General features: G+C 39.2%; 11 protein-coding genes. 2 read left to right on the top strand and 9 right to left on the bottom strand.

The genetic code is table 11. The features are described from left to right. Positions 1-108: 108 nt before the first annotated feature. The 7 genes from proC to T498_RS0103780 form a co-directional block, all read right to left on the bottom strand. Positions 109-903, bottom strand: a complete 795-nt coding sequence (gene proC, locus T498_RS0103810) for a pyrroline-5-carboxylate reductase (protein WP_028234778.1) — start codon at positions 901-903, stop codon at positions 109-111. Between the two features lie 171 nt (positions 904-1074). Next, positions 1075-2367 (bottom strand): aminotransferase, encoded by a 1293-nt coding sequence (locus tag T498_RS0103805; protein ID WP_028234777.1) that lies wholly within the window; start codon positions 2365-2367, stop codon positions 1075-1077. A 78-nt stretch (positions 2368-2445) separates the two neighbouring features. Beyond that, positions 2446-3765 (bottom strand): replication-associated recombination protein A, encoded by a 1320-nt coding sequence (locus tag T498_RS0103800; protein WP_028234776.1) that lies wholly within the window; start codon positions 3763-3765, stop codon positions 2446-2448. A 193-nt stretch (positions 3766-3958) separates the two neighbouring features. Next, on the bottom strand, positions 3959-5485 hold the full coding sequence (locus T498_RS0103795; RefSeq protein WP_028234775.1) for a glycoside hydrolase family 32 protein: 1527 nt from the start codon (positions 5483-5485) through the stop codon (positions 3959-3961). A 35-nt stretch (positions 5486-5520) separates the two neighbouring features. Then, entirely contained in the window at positions 5521-7182 is a 1662-nt protein-coding gene (locus tag T498_RS0103790; protein WP_028234774.1) for an ABC transporter substrate-binding protein, read from the bottom strand. Between the two features lie 142 nt (positions 7183-7324). Continuing rightward, positions 7325-8236 carry a carbohydrate ABC transporter permease gene (locus T498_RS0103785; RefSeq protein ID WP_028234773.1) on the bottom strand — a complete coding sequence of 304 codons (912 nt, stop codon included), beginning with the start codon at positions 8234-8236 and terminating at the stop codon, positions 7325-7327. Between the two features lie 14 nt (positions 8237-8250). Beyond that, on the bottom strand, positions 8251-9162 hold the full coding sequence (locus T498_RS0103780; RefSeq protein WP_051524572.1) for an ABC transporter permease: 912 nt from the start codon (positions 9160-9162) through the stop codon (positions 8251-8253). A 349-nt stretch (positions 9163-9511) separates the two neighbouring features. On the opposite strand from T498_RS0103780, the gene T498_RS0103775 reads away from it, so the two are divergent. Beyond that, a complete protein-coding gene (locus T498_RS0103775; protein ID WP_028234771.1) occupies positions 9512-10576 on the top strand; it encodes a LacI family DNA-binding transcriptional regulator in 1065 nt (354 codons plus the stop codon). Positions 10577-10593: 17 nt separating this feature from the next. After that, positions 10594-11211, top strand: coding sequence for a hypothetical protein (locus T498_RS0103770; RefSeq protein ID WP_028234770.1), 618 nt, complete (start codon positions 10594-10596; stop codon positions 11209-11211). On the opposite strand, the gene T498_RS0103765 is transcribed toward T498_RS0103770, so the two are convergent. Together T498_RS0103765 and T498_RS0103760 are read right to left on the bottom strand one after the other, a co-directional pair. Beyond that, positions 11200-15720 carry a hypothetical protein gene (locus T498_RS0103765; protein ID WP_028234769.1) on the bottom strand — a complete coding sequence of 1507 codons (4521 nt, stop codon included), beginning with the start codon at positions 15718-15720 and terminating at the stop codon, positions 11200-11202. The two genes, T498_RS0103770 and T498_RS0103765, sit on opposite strands and share 12 nt — an antisense overlap. Positions 15721-15729: 9 nt before the next feature. After that, positions 15730-17232 carry a glycoside hydrolase family 32 protein gene (locus tag T498_RS0103760; protein ID WP_028234768.1) on the bottom strand — a complete coding sequence of 501 codons (1503 nt, stop codon included), beginning with the start codon at positions 17230-17232 and terminating at the stop codon, positions 15730-15732. Between the last annotated feature and the right edge of the window lie 30 nt (positions 17233-17262).

Below are 17262 nucleotides of genomic sequence, written 5' to 3'. Positions count from 1 at the left end.
CCATAAGAAAAACAGCAATATTCGCAAAATCACACCATGTTTGCAGGGCTGGTGGGGGCATGTGCGAGGCGGGCCCACTTTATATTAACTGTGGGCGCCAGCTGTTTTCTATAGCTGGCGGGATTTGTCTATGCAGACGCGCTCCGCTTCGATTACGGCATTTCTGAAGCCGAGGGCCTCAAGTGTTGCAACGGCTTCGATTGTTGTGCCGCCTGGTGAGCAAACCTGATCCTTAAGAACGCCTGGATGTTCTCCTGTTTCAAGCACCATTTTTGCAGAACCAAGCACTGCCTGTGCTGCGAATTTGTATGCCTGTGAACGAGGCATGCCCTCTGCAACTGCACCATCTGCAAGAGCTTCAATAAACATAAATACATATGCAGGTGAAGATCCGCTGATGCCAACAACTGCATCCTGTAATTTTTCAGGAATGATTTCAGCCTTTCCAAAGGATTCAAATAATTTAAGAACATCCTTTGCTTCATCATCGCTAACAAGATTGTTAGGGCTGAGAGCACTCATGCCTTCACCAACTAAAGCTGGAGTATTTGGCATAACACGAATCAGCTTTAACTCCTTGCCAAAAAGCTCTGCAAGCTTTGATAAAGACTGGCCCGCTGCAATGCTTACAACAAGCTTATTGCTATAATCCATATCCTTAATTCCATCAATTGCATGAGCTAAAAACTGTGGCTTTACTGCCAAGAAAATTACATCAGCAAAATCTACAACATCACGATTATTTGTGCTTGTCTTAACATCAAATTCTTCGCTCACTCTATCAAGGGCAGCCTGAAAAATATCACTTGCCATAACATCTTCTGCCGCTACCATTCCAGATGAAATAATTCCGCCCATCATAGCTGAGCCCATATTACCTGTACCGATAAATCCTATCTTCACTGTGCTACCTCCAATAAACTAAAAAAGAAGTTCTAAACGTTACGCTTAGTGTAACATTTTAGAACCTCTTTGTACATTATCCTAATTCTATTTATAGCAATGTCTGCACCAAATCTGGATGGGGATGCGCAAGCATTACAAAAGGCACCCAAGCTTGGGTGCCTTTAATTATTATTCTGCAGACTTCATATTGATAAGCTTTTCAACATATGCAATTCTTGCACATACTGTAAATATCTTAGCCGCCTGTTCCAATTCCTCAATTGGAGGTAATGATGGAGCAAAACGAATGATTGAATCGTTAGGGTCCATATGATATGGGAATGGAGCACCTGCTGGTGTAAGCTTAACTCCTGCTTCAGCTGCTAAATCAACGATACGTGTAGCTGTGCCCTTTGGTGCCTGGAATGTGATGAAATATCCGCCCTTTGGTGAAATCCATGAACCACATCCTGGCTCAGTTAAATCCTGTTCCATTGTCTTGATTACAAGTTCAAACTTAGGACGAAGGATTTTTGCATGTCTTTCCATGTGCTTTGAAACTGATTCAACATCCTGGAAATATCTAGCGTGGCGAAGCATGTTAATCTTGTCAAAACCAATTGTCTGAACTGTAAGTGTTTTCTTAAGCTCTTCACGGTTCTTGTGGTTACATGCGATAGCTGCAATTCCGCCGCCAGCAAATGTAATCTTTGATGTTGAAGCAAACTCAAATACTAAGCTTGGATTGTCTGCTTCTTCGCACTCGTGAAGAATATTTAAAATCTTGCTCTTCTCTTTGTAAAGGTGATGTACCGCATATGCGTTATCCCAGAATACTCTGAAATCCTTAGCAGCTGGCTTAAGGTTTGCCATTCTGCGAACAACCTCATCCGAATATACGATACCCTGTGGATTTGAGTACTTAGGAACACACCAGATACCCTTGATTGTGTCATCTGCAGCTACAAGGCCTTCGATAACATCCATATCTGGACCGTCCTCATTCATAGGGATGTTAATCATCTCAAAACCGAAATGCTGTGTAATTGCAAAATGTCTATCATAACCTGGAACTGGGCATAACCATTTTACACGCTCGAGCTTGCACCATGGTGTACAGCCATCAAAACCAAACATATATCCTCTTGCAACAGTATCAAACATGATATTAAGTGATGAGTTACCACATACGATTACCTGCTCTGGCTGACAGTCCATAATCTCTGCCATAAGATGCTGTGCTTCAACAATACCCTCAAGCTGACCGTAGTTTCTGGTTTCAACACCATTCATGCACTTCATGAGTGACTTGCCGTCAAGAATATCAAAAAGTGGCATAGATAAATCAAGCTGCTCTACTGAAGGCTTACCGCGGCTCATATCAAGCTTAAGGCCTTTAGCCTGCCACTGTACAAATTCCTTTCTTAGCAACTCCTTCTCTGCCGCTAATTCTTCTGGTGTCATTTCGCTGTACTTTTTCATTTGGTAGATCCTTTCTTTAGCCCTATAATGCCCTCATCAGTCAGCTGCGCTGACAGCTTCTCTCATAGGGGGAAGCCTTTAACTATTTCTTATTTTATCTAAGTAGGCATTTATCGTTTGTTCATAACCCAAATTTCCTGGTCTATAGAAATCACCGATTTCCAAACCTTCAGGTAAATATCTCTGATGCGAAAAATGATTTGGGAAATCGTGTGCATATTCGTAGCCTATGCCATGTCCAAGCTTTCCTGCTGATTTGTAATGAGCATCCTGAAGGTGAGTAGGTATTTGTCGCGTGGTGTTATTTTTCACCTCTTCCAAAGCTAAGTCTATGGCTCCGTAGGCCGAATTAGACTTTGGCGCACAAGCTACGTATGTGGCTGCGTGAGATAAAATAATCCGTGATTCCGGCATACCTATTCTTTCAACTGCAAGAAATGCATTTGTCGCTACAACAAGCGCCATAGGATCAGCATTACCTACATCCTCAGATGCGCAGATACAAATACGTCTAGCGATGAATTTAGGATCCTCGCCGGCATATAACATGCGAGCTAAATAATATACAGCTGCATCCGGATCAGAGCCTCTCATGCTCTTAATAAAGGCTGAAATCGTGTCATAATGATTATCGCCATCCTTATCGTACTTGATAACCCTGCGTTGAATACATTCACTGGCCACATCTATTGTAATATGAATTTTTCCATCTTCAGCTCTATCTGTTGTGAGAACACCAAGCTCAATAGCTGTAAGAGCGCTTCTGGCATCGCCATTTGCAATATCCGCAAGAAACTCTAAAGCATCGTCTTCAATGACCGCCTCGTAGCTTCCTAAGCCCTTTTCGCTATCTGTCAGCGCTCGCATAATCAAAGTCTTGATATCTTCTGTATCAAGCGGCTTAAGCTCAAAGATAATTGACCTTGAAAGAAGAGCTCCGTTAACCTCAAAATATGGGTTTTCAGTGGTGGCACCAATCAAAATGATTGTGCCATCTTCAACAAACGGAAGCAGATAATCCTGCTGCCCCTTGTTGAATCTATGAATCTCATCTATAAACAAAATGGTCTTTTTGCCGTAAGCACCGAGCGTTTGCTTTGCGGCCTCAACCACAGCTTCCATATCCTTCTTTCCAGAAGTGGTAGCATTTATAGATGTAAATTCCGCTGCTGTAGTGTGGGCTATTACCTGAGCAAGAGTGGTCTTGCCAGTGCCAGGTGGCCCATAAAATATAATAGACGAAAGCTTATCTGCCTTAATGGCGCGATATAAAAGCTTGTCCTTGCCAATAATGTGCTGCTGACCAACAACCTCATCCAAGGTGGTAGGACGCAAGCGTGCGGCAAGCGGTGATTCTTTTTTCTTAGCTTCCTGTCTCATGTAATCAAAAAGATCCATGTGATACCTCTCAAATACTTTTTTCGGATAAATTATATCACAAAAGCTTGAAATTAGTAGTAAAACAACCACTTTAACTAACTAAAGCAATCACCTTTGATACTATACTATAAAATCTCCAACATTACAATAAAAAATTTGCCTCAGGCGGACATTTGTCCGTCTGAGGCAATAATTTAATCCACATTATTAACTACTGCAAATCGTATTTTACAATGTTTACAATAGCGTCTTTATTAGTGTTAAAGTAAATTCCATCACATGATACATCTGTTGGAAGTGATGCTGTCATAACATATAAGCCGTCTTCAAAGAATACTTCCATACTGTATCTGTCTAATACTATTCTAACCTTGATAGAATCACCATTCCATGGAATATGCGCACGTCTCTGGTGAACTATTGCACGTCTTGATCCAGAAAACTTTCTGTCAATCTTTGCAATATTTTCCTTTGGTCTAAGGACAATATCTGTATGATACTTTTCATCAGCTGCAATAGATATTACAAATCTATCATACATATCATCTGGATTTGCTGGCTTAACCTCAAGTTCCAAATCAACGCATCTACCCTTCACCCCGTCAAAGGATACTCCGCCTTGAATAGACTCGCTATCGCTTGCTTTTAAATCCTGTGTTGCTGCAACTAATGCATCCTTACACTCAACCTTGCCTGAACGCATATCCTCAAGCTCTTTGATTGGCCACTGGCATAATCTGCCATCTTTGATAGAAAGCTCTCTTGGAAGAGACATCTGTCCAAACCAAGGCTCTTTTCCATCATGAGCACCTGATGTATCCCAGTTCTGCATCCATCCAATCATGACACGTCTGCCATCCAAAGTCTTGATAGTCTGCATAGCATAAAAGTCAATTCCGTAATCTACAGCCTGAACCTTTTCCTCAGTGAATGTGTCTGTAGCAGAATCATAATCACCAATAATGCAAATATTTCCGTTTCCATTGTGGAACTCAAATCCCTCAGGAAGCATATCCTGTGGACTTGTTAAAAGAACACCCTTGCCTTCTAATTCAAAGAAATCTGGGCACTCCCACATAAGGCCATATCTGCGCTCGTTCTTTGCAAAAATCTTTTCGAAATCCCAGTGAATACAATCATCACTCTTGAAAAGAAGTAAATGTCCACTGCCATCTGGAGCACGGTTTGCTACTAAGCATCTGTAGCTTCCGTCATCTTTCTTCCAAATCTTTGGATCTCTGAAATCAGTCTTGCTAGAACCTTCAGGAATCAAGTCTGAATTGATTACAGGATTTGCATCATATTTTTCATAATCAACGCCATCCCCAATAGCAATACACTGTGTCTGGAATTCTTTTACCTGTCCATTTTCAACTGTACGCTTCATTACGCCTGTGTAGATAAGTAAATGCCTTCCATCTTCAAGTGTGATTGCACTTCCAGAAAATGCTCCGTCCTTATCATAAAACTCATCAGGGGCAAGAGCAGCTGGAAGGAACTCCCAATGAAGTAAATCCGAGCTTATTGCGTGACCCCAGTGCATTGGTCCCCAATGGGCATCATATGGATGATACTGATAAAACATATGATATTTATCACCATATATACAGAATCCGTTTGGGTCATTCATCCATCCTACTCTAGGAGACAAGTGAAACTTAGGACGTTCCTCGGCTGGTATCAGCTTCTCATATACCTCCTCATATTGTCTTGCCTCTCTCAATGTTTGACTACTCATTGTTACTTCCTTCCTCACCTAATTTGGTCGCATCTTTATTTTGAATAGAATTCATCTAAATACTTCTGATAAATCTCTAAGTACTGATCTAAGCCATAGCTATCTACCTGATCAAGGTATGCCTGCCATGAAGCATCAGTAATACCATCTCTGATGAATTCAGCCTTGCTTGAATTCAAGTATGATACTAAATCTGTCTGGATTGCTGAAAGCTTTTCAGTATCCTCTGCTGACATAAATACCTTTGGATATACATACTTGCATGTCATATCCTTTGTGTAGTAATCCTTAATCCAATCAAGACGATACTGTGCATCATCTGGGCATGTTACATATACGCCATAGTACTCATCTAAGATTGCAAGTGGACCACCTACACACTCAGCCTCACGAACCTCAACTGGTGAAGCATCGCCAAGTGCTGCATGCTTAAGCATCTTCTCGCCATTCTCATTCTCGCCAAGCTCGAAGATATCGAAGTCATCATCTTCGCCGTATGTTCCCCAGTTGTTCTGTGGAGACTGGAATGGATCATACATCTTGTCAAGCCATGCGCAAACGAATGCTGGGTTATCACATACACTTGTAACTACACAACGTCCTCTATCAAAACCTGATGTGAATGAACCGTTCTGTGGTGTTACGCTAACTGTATCAGCCTTTAATGCTGCAAGTGGTACATAATCATTGATGTTATCAATGTTTGCTACGTCCCAAGAGAAGCATACACCATATCTGTGTGACTTACCCTTAGCTACGTATGTTGACCAATCCTGTGTAAAGCACTCTGGATCGATAAGACCTTCGTTATAAAGCTTGTGTAACCATTCTACACCTGATCTAAATCCGTCTGTTGTTGCTGTACAAACAACCTTCTTGTCATCTGTAACTGCAATATGCTGTCCTATATCTGTATCACCAATACCATCGCCGAAACCGTTGATAAGAAGGTTAGGGTCCTGATCATTTATGATACAAGACATTGGAATAATATCTCCATCGATGCCGAATTCCTTCTGAAGCTCTGGAGCGTGCTCCTTGAATGCAAGAAGAACCTGCTCAAACTCATCTACTGTTGTAGGTGTTTCAAGTCCAAGGAAATCAAGCCATTTCTGATTGATGAATGTCATGTTGTTACCAACTGTCTGAATAGCTGTCTTCTCTGAACCGAGCTGTTCAATCCATGGAAGAGCCCAGATATGTCCCTCTTCGTCTTCACACATTGTACGATACTCAGGGTACTTTTCAAATACAGCTGAAAGATTTGGCATGTATGCATCAATGTAATCCTCAACTGGAACGATAACTCCCTGATCTGCATATCTTAACAAATCACTGTCACTGAATCCTGCATTAAATACAAAATCTGTAAGTGTATTTGCATTTGCCATGTTAAGCGAAATCTTGTCACCCCACTGATCAGAAGAAATTGCTGTCCACTCAACATGTACGTTTGTCTCTTCCTCTAATCTCTTGAAGATTGTACGGTTGTTAGGATCTTCCTCTGTTCCAACTGGATAGCTAGTTGTACCAGTTATTGTTACCTTTTCAGCAAGTGGGAATGATAGGTTGTCCATATCAACATCACCAGCATTGCTTGCACTGTTTCCCTTTGAGCCGCATCCCATAAACATTGTGGATGCCATAGCTACGGTAAGAGCTGCGGCAACAACTCTTTTTGCGCTTTTCTTTTTCATTCTTTCTCCTCCTATATATAGAACTGCTTTGTGCAGTTGCTAGCAACAATGAAGAAGTGCCATCTATAATTGCCTTCGGCAATGGGCACTTCAGGTCAATAAGGAATCTCCCCAGTATCCTGGGTCCCCCCTTATTGAATTTTTAACCCTTTACTGAACCTACCATAATTCCTGCATCGAAGTACTTTTGGAAGAATGGATACATAACCAAAAGTGGTAAGCTGGAAATAATGATTGTTGAATACTTAAGTAACTCAGCAAGTCTTGCTCTTTCTGCTGTAGACTGCATATCTGCAATCATACCTGCATCAGGCTGGTTCTGAATAAGAATTGCTCTAAGAACCAACTGTAATGGCTGCTTAGATGCTGAATTTAAATAAATCATTGCATCAAAGTAGCTGTTCCACATTCCAACGAACTGCCATAAGCAAAGTACAGCGATAACTGGTGTACAAACAGGAAGTAGAATCTTGAAGAACAATGTGATTTCATTTGCTCCATCTACAGCTGCTGCTTCTCTAAGCTCCTTTGGAATTCCTTTGAAATATGTACGAGCAATAATCATATTCCAAACTGAAAATGCACCTGGTAAAACTACCGCCCACATACTATCAAGCATTCCTAAATTGCTGATCAACAAATATGTAGGAATCAAACCACCACCAAAGAACATTGTGATAATGAAAATTACGTTAAAAAACTTTTTACCCTTAAAGTCATCTAAAGACATTGGGTAGGCACAAAGCATAGTAATTGCTACTGACAGGAAGGTAAATACTAAAGAATAAACAATCGCATTTCTGAAGCCTACCCAAATCTGTGCGTTGCTGACAACTCGTTCATAAGCTGTCACTGTCCATTTATCTAATTCAAAAGTGATACCCTTATTCTGTAATGTAATTGGGTCCATAAACGATGCCACCACGATGTACACCATTGGGACAATAATGGCAAGTACAAACAAACCCAAAAGTACATATCCAACTATTAAAAATGTTTTATCTCCTGCAGAATATCTTGCAAAAGCACTTTTCTTTTTTACTTTCTGTTCCATTTCATCCTCCCAGATTACAATCCCTGTCCATCGTTCATTTTCTCAACTACCTTATTAACAGTAATTAATAGGATTAAGTTGATAACTGTATTGAACAAGCCTACTGCTGTTGAATAACTATAGTTTCCATCGAGCAAACCTTTTTTGTAGACATAGGTTGCAATGATTTCTGAAGCACCAAGGTTTAAGTCTGTCTGAAGAGCGTATGCTTTTTCAAAACCGATGCTCATGATATTTCCGGCCTGAAGTATGAACTGGATAACAACCATATCTTTGATTGCTGGCCACTCAACTGCTTTAATCTGTTGGAAGATATTTGCTCCATCAATCTGAGCTGCTTCCTTTAATTCCTGGCTTGCATTTGCAAGTGCCGCTGTGTACATGATTGATGCCCAACCTGCGCCCTGCCAGATACCACTTATAATGTAGATTGGTCTGAATGCTTCAGGTAAAGTTAAGAAGTTGATGGTGCTGTGGAACAACATGTTCACTGGACCAGTAACTGATAACAGGATTCGAACCATACCACAAAGAACGATTACTGAAATGAAGTTTGGCATGTATAAAACCAACTGAATCTTCTGCTTGATCTTGCTGCTCATTATTCTATTAAGAAGTAATGCCAAGATGATTGGTACTGGGAATCCCCACAAAAGGCCATATATACTAAGCTTTAATGTGTTGACCAGGTATGCCATGAAATCCGGTGAAGATAAGAACTGTTTGAAATATTCAAATCCTACCCACTCGCTGCCAAAGAATCCTTTAAATGGACTGTACTTTTCAAAAGCTATCAAAATACCACCCATAGGTAAGTACTTAAATATGATAGTTAATACAAGTGCTGGTCCTAAAAAGAATAAATATAATCTCCAATGATGTATCACGTACGTTAAGGTATTGTGAAACTTTCCTTCCTTTTCCATTATTCCTCCTCACTTCCTTTGGTGCAAAATGCATTGTGCATTTGCACAATTTCCTTATGCATAAACTATACCACGTTTTACATTTGTGTCAATGCATTTTTGGTTATTTGTAAAAATATCACAACAATATTTTTACGTTTTTGGCACATATTCCTTTATTATTTTTACATTTGACAAAATGATTTTTACATTTTATAATGATTATGCACAATATTTAGGATGGCAAAGAAAATATGCTTCAATATTTAATTGTGCAAATGAATAACTTTTTTGTTTTGCTGATAATTTCATTGTTGAATCAGCAAAAAGTCATACTGTATAATTACATTTATATATTTAGGAGAATAATATGGCAAATAAAGTTACAATCCAAGACATAGCCGATGCATTAGGGGTTTCTAGAAATACAGTATCAAAGGCTATCAATAATACTGGCATTTTAGCTGATGCCACCAGAGAAAAGGTTTTAGCGAAAGCTGTAGAAATGGGGTACAAGCAGTTTTCCTATGCAAATTCCGTTTCCGATATTATAGGAAATACACCAGTTCAACCTACACCACTTCGCACAGGAGAGTTTGCATTATTTATAGGTAACTTCCTTGATAACTCTCACTTTGCTTCAACAATGCTCGATAAATTCCAGCACGAGATCGCACACTTGGGATACAGCATGACAATGCACAGGGTCACCCCTGATAACATTGCAAATCTTAGTTTCCCACCTAGCTTTAGTCCTGAGCGCACCGTTGGAATTATTTGCGTAGAAATGTTTGATCAGGCTTATTGTGATATGCTGGGAAAGCTTTCACTTCCTGTTTTATATGTGGATGGTCCTGTTACAAGCTTCAGCAATCAATTAGCCGGCGATTTACTTTTAATGGATAATTCAGCAGGTATATTCAATCTCATTTCCAATATGAAGGAAAAAGGAATTACAAAAATCGGTTTTGTAGGCGAATCAAATCACTGCCGTTCTTTCTTCGAAAGATATATGGCATTCAGAAATGCTATGTATTTAAATGGGCTTCCAATTGATGAAAGATTTTGTCTGAATGCTATTCACCCTCATGGTACTGAATACTTTTCAAGTCTATTTCAAACCTTTTCACAAATGGAAGAATTGCCTGAGCTTTTAATATGTGCAAACGACTTCGTGGCAATCGATATAGTAAATTGCCTTAAGATAATGAACAAATCATATCCTGAAGATATAATGATATGTGGTTTTGACGATTCTGCTGAATCAAAAGTAATGACACCAGCTCTTACCACTTGTCATATCCATTCTCAGGCTATGGGATATACAGCAGCCAATCTGCTGCTATCGCGCATTGAACAGCCTGATTTAAACTACAGAACTGTTTATACTGAAACCAACCTTATCTACAGGGAATCAACTGATATTCAGAAATAAATCTAAGAAACAAAGCAATGAAAAAAGAAACATCAAAATTTAAACAATTAGACAACAAACAAAAGCTGCAGTACATATGGGATTACTACAAAATCCACATAATAGCCACTGCAGCTATTATTTGTATTATTTTTTCTATCACATCTACTATTCTAAAAAACAAGGCCGTAGATTTGTATGTTGCCTATATCAACATAGTGACAACAGACGAACTTCTTACTTCTATAGACGATGCAACCGGTCTTTCTATCTCTAATTATACCGATATGCTTATTACAGAAGATCCATCTGGGGACGATTTCCAGTATGCCTACGCATCTTCCGTAAAATTAATGTCTGCTATCAGTGCCGGCAATCTTGATATTATAGTTGCTGATTCATACGGTATAAATATGGCCAATTCCAGCGAATATCTCTGTAACATCAATGATTATTTAGCAAAAAATAATCCTGCACTCTTAAACAGATTAGAGCCTTATTTTTTATACGATAAATCAGGCGTTCCTTTTGCCATCGATTTATCTTACTCTAGCCTATTTAATCATGCAGGATTTACCGAGCCTGTATATCTTGGTATCGTCTCCTCTGAGGATATTTCCCCAGAGGTTTTAGAATACCTTTCTTTAATCGACTGATTCAATATCTACACTCAGTCTTCCACCGTCCCATGCGTCATTTCCGTCTGGGTCAATGGCGAATATAATTACATCTCCCTTTTTAACTTCATAAGTTTCATCAAAACTTACTTCCTGTTCTTCTTCGAATTTACCTTGTGTTCCAAGCCACTTCTTCTCATCTCCATTTAAGAAGATTCTCATACAGGTTCCATTTGCATCAGGATCATTGCTATTAGCAAACTTTGTATATGTTCCTGTCACATGAATAGTTCCACTTTTAGCTGCAACCCATTTGTATGCTGCATTTTTGCCATTACCTGGCTCTACAAAGTCTCTCTTAAGCTCTGGCTTACCGCTGTTATAGTATCTGCCCTCGCCAGAATCATATGATAACTGGCTAAAGTCTTTACCATTCCATTCACAGGTTCCATAGTACCAACCATCAGAACCCTGCTCGCCAAATGCACTGGCTAAATTAGTGTTGTTTGTTCTGTCATCAGAATCGTCGTCCGAATCATCATCTGCATCATCATCTGGATTATCTTCTGAATCATCTTCTTTAGACTTCTCTTCCTCGGAAGTAGCAGGATCATCTTTCTTTTCTTCCTCCTCTTCCTCGTCAGCATCTTCATCTTCCGAATCAGAAATCTTTATCTCAAGTCTTCCGCCATCATAGCTGTCATTGCCTTCAGGATTTACCGCAAATACGATTTCATCACCTTCGTGCACAACATATTCTCTTGAGATATTCTCTACAACATCGCCTGAATGATTTCCAGTAACTCCAATAAATGCCTTTTCTTCACCGTTTATAAATATTCTGATTACTACGCCGTCGGCATTTGGATCTGCGCTGTTATCAAACTTTGTATATTTACCTGAAATCTTAATCTTTCCTGTCTCTGCTGCAACCCACTTATAAGCTGCATTTTTGCCGTTACCAGGCTCTACATAGTCCTTCTTAAGCTCTGGCTTGCCATTGTTATAGTATCTTTCGTTTTCCTCATCATATTCAAGCAATTCGAAGTTCTTACCATCCCAATCACACATTCCGTAATACCATCCGTCAGAGCCCTGCTCGCCGAATTTCTTTGCAAGATTTGTTTTATTTGTTCTTGAAGATGAGCCTTCATTTGCTTCATATATGCTGACTGATAACTTACCTGCATCAAATGCATTGTTATCCTTTGCATGAATCATAAATGATACTTTATCGCCTCTATGTATGCTCTGCTTTGTGTACATGAAGTCAATCATATTATCATTGCCATCGCCCTGTAATACATCAACATTTTCTTCACCAAGTAGCTTATCATTTATGTAAATCTGTACCTTTACACCATCTGGATGGCTAGGGTCTTCATCTGTCTGACCGAATTTTACATAGTCTCCCAGAATATCTATCTTGCCATCTGAATATGCTACCCACTGATAAATTGCGGCAGCATCTTTGCCTGGATGTACATAATCTTTTTTGATTTCAAGGCCTTCGTTTTTGCTTGAGATATATGCAGTCTTGTCTTCGTTCATATAATGAAGAACTTTGGCACTTGATAAATCTTTTCCTTCAAGGAACCACCATCCATCTGTACCCTGCTTCATAGAATCGATAGTGCCTAATACTGTATTGTTACTTCTCTTTTCACTACCAACACCTACTTTTAAGCCTTCAGTATCTTCAATATCAATGCTAAATCGACCACCATCCCAAGCATTGTTTTTATTGCAACCAACATCAAATGTTAATATGTCGCCCTTCTTAACTTTGAGCTTTGTAATGTTGATATCCTTAACAGTGGTGTTATTCTCTCCACGAGGACATGTACAGGTCTCGCCATAAAGCTGCTCATCATTTAAATAGATTCCCACTGTACAGCCATCTGGCCAATCCATATTTGGGTCTTCATTTCCAAATTTTGTGTAATCACCTGTTACGTTAATCTGTCCATCCTTTGCAACAACCCACTTATACATTGCATGCGCATTTAATCTTGGCTGAATAAAGTCTTTTTTAATTTCCAGATTCTTAAGCTTTCTAGATGTGTAGCCTGAACCGTCAGATGTCTTCTTGCTGAGCATCTCATATTTATCAATGCCACGGCCTTCGCAATAATACCATCCGTTGCTACCCTGCTCGCCAAAATCAAGTGCAAGGTTTGCGTAATTTTCGCCACTGTTATTTTCCATTTTCATGGTCTTTAAATCAGCGTCTTCAATTACAAATGTATAATTACCGCCATCATAAGCAGTATTATCCTTACCATCAACAAGAAGAGTGATGCAGTCGCCCTGCTTAACACTAACACCTTCCACTGATAAATCTTTTGTAACCTCTTTATCTACGAGAGGTGCAAAATCTTCTTTCTTCAATACCTCATCATTCTTCATAAGGTATACAGTAACGCCATCTGGCCACTCAGGGTTCTTATCCTCGTTTTTAAGCTTAGTATAATCTACCATCAAATCAACACAGCCAGTCTCAGCTGCAACCCATTTTACATTTGCAGAACGGCCCTTGTTGCCAGGGATGATATAATCACGCTTTATTTCTACACCATCAATTGTTGTGTATTTATCATTGTCCTTATATGTTTCAAGGTTCACTGCAAAGCTAGGCTTTGAATAATATCCAGACTGGAATACCCAGCCATTGACTCCCTGCTTGCCAAAGTCATCCTGAATAGATGCATTGTTTGTACGCTCTCCACCAAAGTATGTAACATCCTTATGAGTCTTACCTGTAAGAGGTGTCAGACCTTTGATAGAAAATTCGTATTTACCACCATCATATGCATTGTTTTCCTTTGGATTAACAACCATAGTGATGAAATCATCTTTTGCAACAGTTACCTTTGCTACATCAAGACGCTTTGTTATTTCTTCTTTTGTGTTAGCTTCAAAATCTTCTTGGATTAGAATTTCATCATTGTGGTAAATAGTTACTCTTGTACCATCTGGCCATGAAGGATTCTTATCCTCGTTTTTAAACTTTGTATATGAAGCATCAATCTTTATATCACCAGACTGTGCAACCTTCCATTTAATAACTGCAGATTTGCCACTTCCTGGATTTACAAAATCACGCTTTATCTCTAGATAGTTATCGAAGAATCGCTCTTCATCCTTTTCAAAATTCTGCATGTTGTATGAGCCTGTTGGTTCATCCTCAAAGCCATCCTGGTAGAACCATCCGTTTTTGCCCTGCTCTCCAAAATCATACTTTACGTCTGCAAAATTCTGTCTTGTTTCAGTTTCATCTATTACAACATCTGCTTCTGTGGTTGCACCTGTTCTGTCGATGATATTTATATCAAAATATCCACCATCGTATGAAGAATTACCTCCTGCATCCACAACAAAATACAATTTATCCGCTGCTGTTACTTCTAAATCTTTCTGTCTAAACTTTACAGTATTTTCTCCCTTTTTAGGAGCGGCAACCTTCTTTTTAAACAGCTCTTCTCCGTTTTTATAAACGCCTACAATTACTCCATCCGGCCAATCAGGATTTCCATCGTTCTGCTCAAACTTTGTGTACTTTCCTCTCAGCTCAATTTTTCCATCAACTGCTGGCTCCCAACAAATAATGGCTTTGTCATTAATAGCTGGATGTACGAATGTTTTGCTCATTGTCAGATTAGGAGAAGTAACATTCATGTACTCTCCATTCTTTTCTGTAGAAACAAGCTTCGCATCCTTAAGATTTTTGCCGCACATATATGTCCATCCATTTGTTCCCTGTGCGCCAAAATCATCAATAAGACAAGCGTTGTTATCTACTCTTGAAGTATCCTTTTTCGCTGTTGGCCCCTTGGCATTAACATCGTTGATTGCTACATAAAGGGATCCACCATCGTAAGCATTATTCATATTTGGATCAACGATGAAGTAAATGCTTTCCAGCTCTTCAACAGATAAATTCTTTATCTGCTCCTCCAAAACTTCTTCCTTATCAGTACTTATATCCACCTCATATCTACCGATGGATTCTTCACCTTTGTAAACATAAATTGTGACACCATCTGGATATCCAGGGTTTGGGTCATTATTTACGTTTTTAACATAAGTCAATTGAATATTTACCTTACCCTTATCAGCGGCGCGCCACTCTAAAATCGGTGCTGTACCTTCTGATGTATGGATAAAGTTGGATTTGATTTCAAGTCCGCTTTCTCCAAGCTGAGAATACTTTTCTCCATCAAAGTTTTCCATTCTCTTGGACTTTACCGGATCCATATATGAACCATATCTATAGAACCAGCCATTTGTTCCCTGCTCACCAAAATCAGCAACGTTAAATGCATTATTTGTTCTGTTTGGATCATCTACAAATTTGGGCTCAACATAATCATCTGTCGAAAATGAATTTGGCCACCCTGCTGCCAAAGCTACCAATTCATCTTTGATTGTAATTGGCCCTTTCGTTAAAAACACAACCGCACCTGCGATACAAGCTACTGTAACTGCAGTTGAAATGCCAGCAACTGCTTTGTGCTTAAGTACCGCATCCAATACTTTCCTAAACATCTTCCCCTCCTACTTGTATAACTTAATATCATCAAACACCACATCTGAATTTATGCTAAAAACACCAAAATCCATGCCCTGCGATAAATACATACGTGTTGTAAATGCCATTTCATCATTAACATACATAACAACAACACCGTCTGAGATTACAATTGAAATATTCAATTCATCCTCGTCCTTTAAGTCAAAATCAATGTATGACTGGGCTGTTGCTTCCATTATGTTGCTGCAATTGTAAAATTCAATTCTTTTATTTGGTCCATTGAAGACAATGTTTAGATTTCCAACACTATCCACATTTGTGTTAAAGCAGAATCCAAACATACTATTCTCATCAAAATTCTTAACAGTAGTTTTAAGTAGGTAGCTGCCCATAATATTGTTGTAGCCAGCCATCTCGTATTGATTACCACTGAACTCCACTTTATTCTCATCAGCCTTAGCTGATTCTGTAAGCTTAACAGGACTAATCTTTATTTCATTATTTAGTGTGTTTTCAATATTCGTATTTACGATAGGTACCAGTGTGCCATCCTTCTTTTGAGCAAGCTGATGAATCACCATGTTACCGCCCCAATCGTACTCGTCTGTGTCCATGTGATTCTTCTTTGTACCATTCCAGCCCACAACATAAAGGTTGTCACCGTCTGTCTCTAAGCGGCCTGCATAAAATCCATTGCCATCGAAAATATCTACATCAGTTTTTTCAAAAGGTCCGTTTATTGAATCAGCTATTCTATAGTGAACTTCTCTGTATGGCCACTGGTCAGAAAATGCCAAATAATATTTTCCTTTATACTGAAGTAATGATGGGCACTCCATATTGGAATCTGAACCCATATCATTTTCGAAAAATACGCCTTCGTCATTCCATTTGCTAAGATCTTTAGATGAGTACCTAACGATAACGCCCATGTTTTCATGTCTTGTAGTTACAAGCATTTCGTAGCACTTATCCTCATCACTGTAGTAAACATAAGGATCTCTAAAATCATTAGTTGAATAATTGCCCGTACTAGTAAAGGTATCCTCAGGAATCTTGGTCCAAGACTTCATATCATTACTAGTGGCATGCATGACAGCCTCTTTAGGCGAGAATGTATCATTGTGACCTGTGTAGAATGCGTGATAGACACCATCCTTATCTTTGATTACGCTTCCTGTTCCAAGGGCAATATCCTGGCTTTCGACGGTTTCTCCATAATTGATAACCACGCCGGAATCATCATAATTTACAAAATCCTTTGTCTGAATTAAGCCCCATGGGTGATATCCCTGTTTGCCATTTCGCTGATCTGCCAAATAGAAAACATTCATTGTGCCATCTTCAAAATAAGGCATTGTATCACCAACAAATCCCTCTATAGAAGCAGGATACAAGCTATAATTTGTCATGTCCTCTCCTATGTATTTTTCATTACTTTGTTCTTCCACTACAGCGCTTGAGCCGCAACCAATAGCATTGAGACCAACTGCTCCAACAAGTAATAGTAATAGTCCTTTTTTCATACATCCTCCTACAAGGTACATTTGCACCAT

Origin of the sequence: Pseudobutyrivibrio sp. MD2005 (genome assembly GCF_000621865.1) — a bacterium.
GTDB lineage: Bacteria > Bacillota > Clostridia > Lachnospirales > Lachnospiraceae > Pseudobutyrivibrio.
This window is presented reverse-complemented; position numbering and strand designations above follow the sequence as displayed.

Coding starts and splice junctions, on each gene's coding strand:
- T498_RS0103805 (WP_028234777.1), bottom strand. CDS start 2,367: ATGAAAAAGTACAGCGAAATGACACCAGAAGAATTAGCGGCAGAGAAG.
- T498_RS0103800 (WP_028234776.1), bottom strand. CDS start 3,765: ATGGATCTTTTTGATTACATGAGACAGGAAGCTAAGAAAAAAGAATCA.
- T498_RS0103795 (WP_028234775.1), bottom strand. CDS start 5,485: ATGAGTAGTCAAACATTGAGAGAGGCAAGACAATATGAGGAGGTATAT.
- T498_RS0103790 (WP_028234774.1), bottom strand. CDS start 7,182: ATGAAAAAGAAAAGCGCAAAAAGAGTTGTTGCCGCAGCTCTTACCGTA.
- T498_RS0103785 (WP_028234773.1), bottom strand. CDS start 8,236: ATGGAACAGAAAGTAAAAAAGAAAAGTGCTTTTGCAAGATATTCTGCA.
- T498_RS0103780 (WP_051524572.1), bottom strand. CDS start 9,162: ATGGAAAAGGAAGGAAAGTTTCACAATACCTTAACGTACGTGATACAT.
- T498_RS0103775 (WP_028234771.1), top strand. CDS start 9,512: ATGGCAAATAAAGTTACAATCCAAGACATAGCCGATGCATTAGGGGTT.
- T498_RS0103770 (WP_028234770.1), top strand. CDS start 10,594: ATGAAAAAAGAAACATCAAAATTTAAACAATTAGACAACAAACAAAAG.
- T498_RS0103765 (WP_028234769.1), bottom strand. CDS start 15,720: ATGTTTAGGAAAGTATTGGATGCGGTACTTAAGCACAAAGCAGTTGCT.
- T498_RS0103760 (WP_028234768.1), bottom strand. CDS start 17,232: ATGAAAAAAGGACTATTACTATTACTTGTTGGAGCAGTTGGTCTCAAT.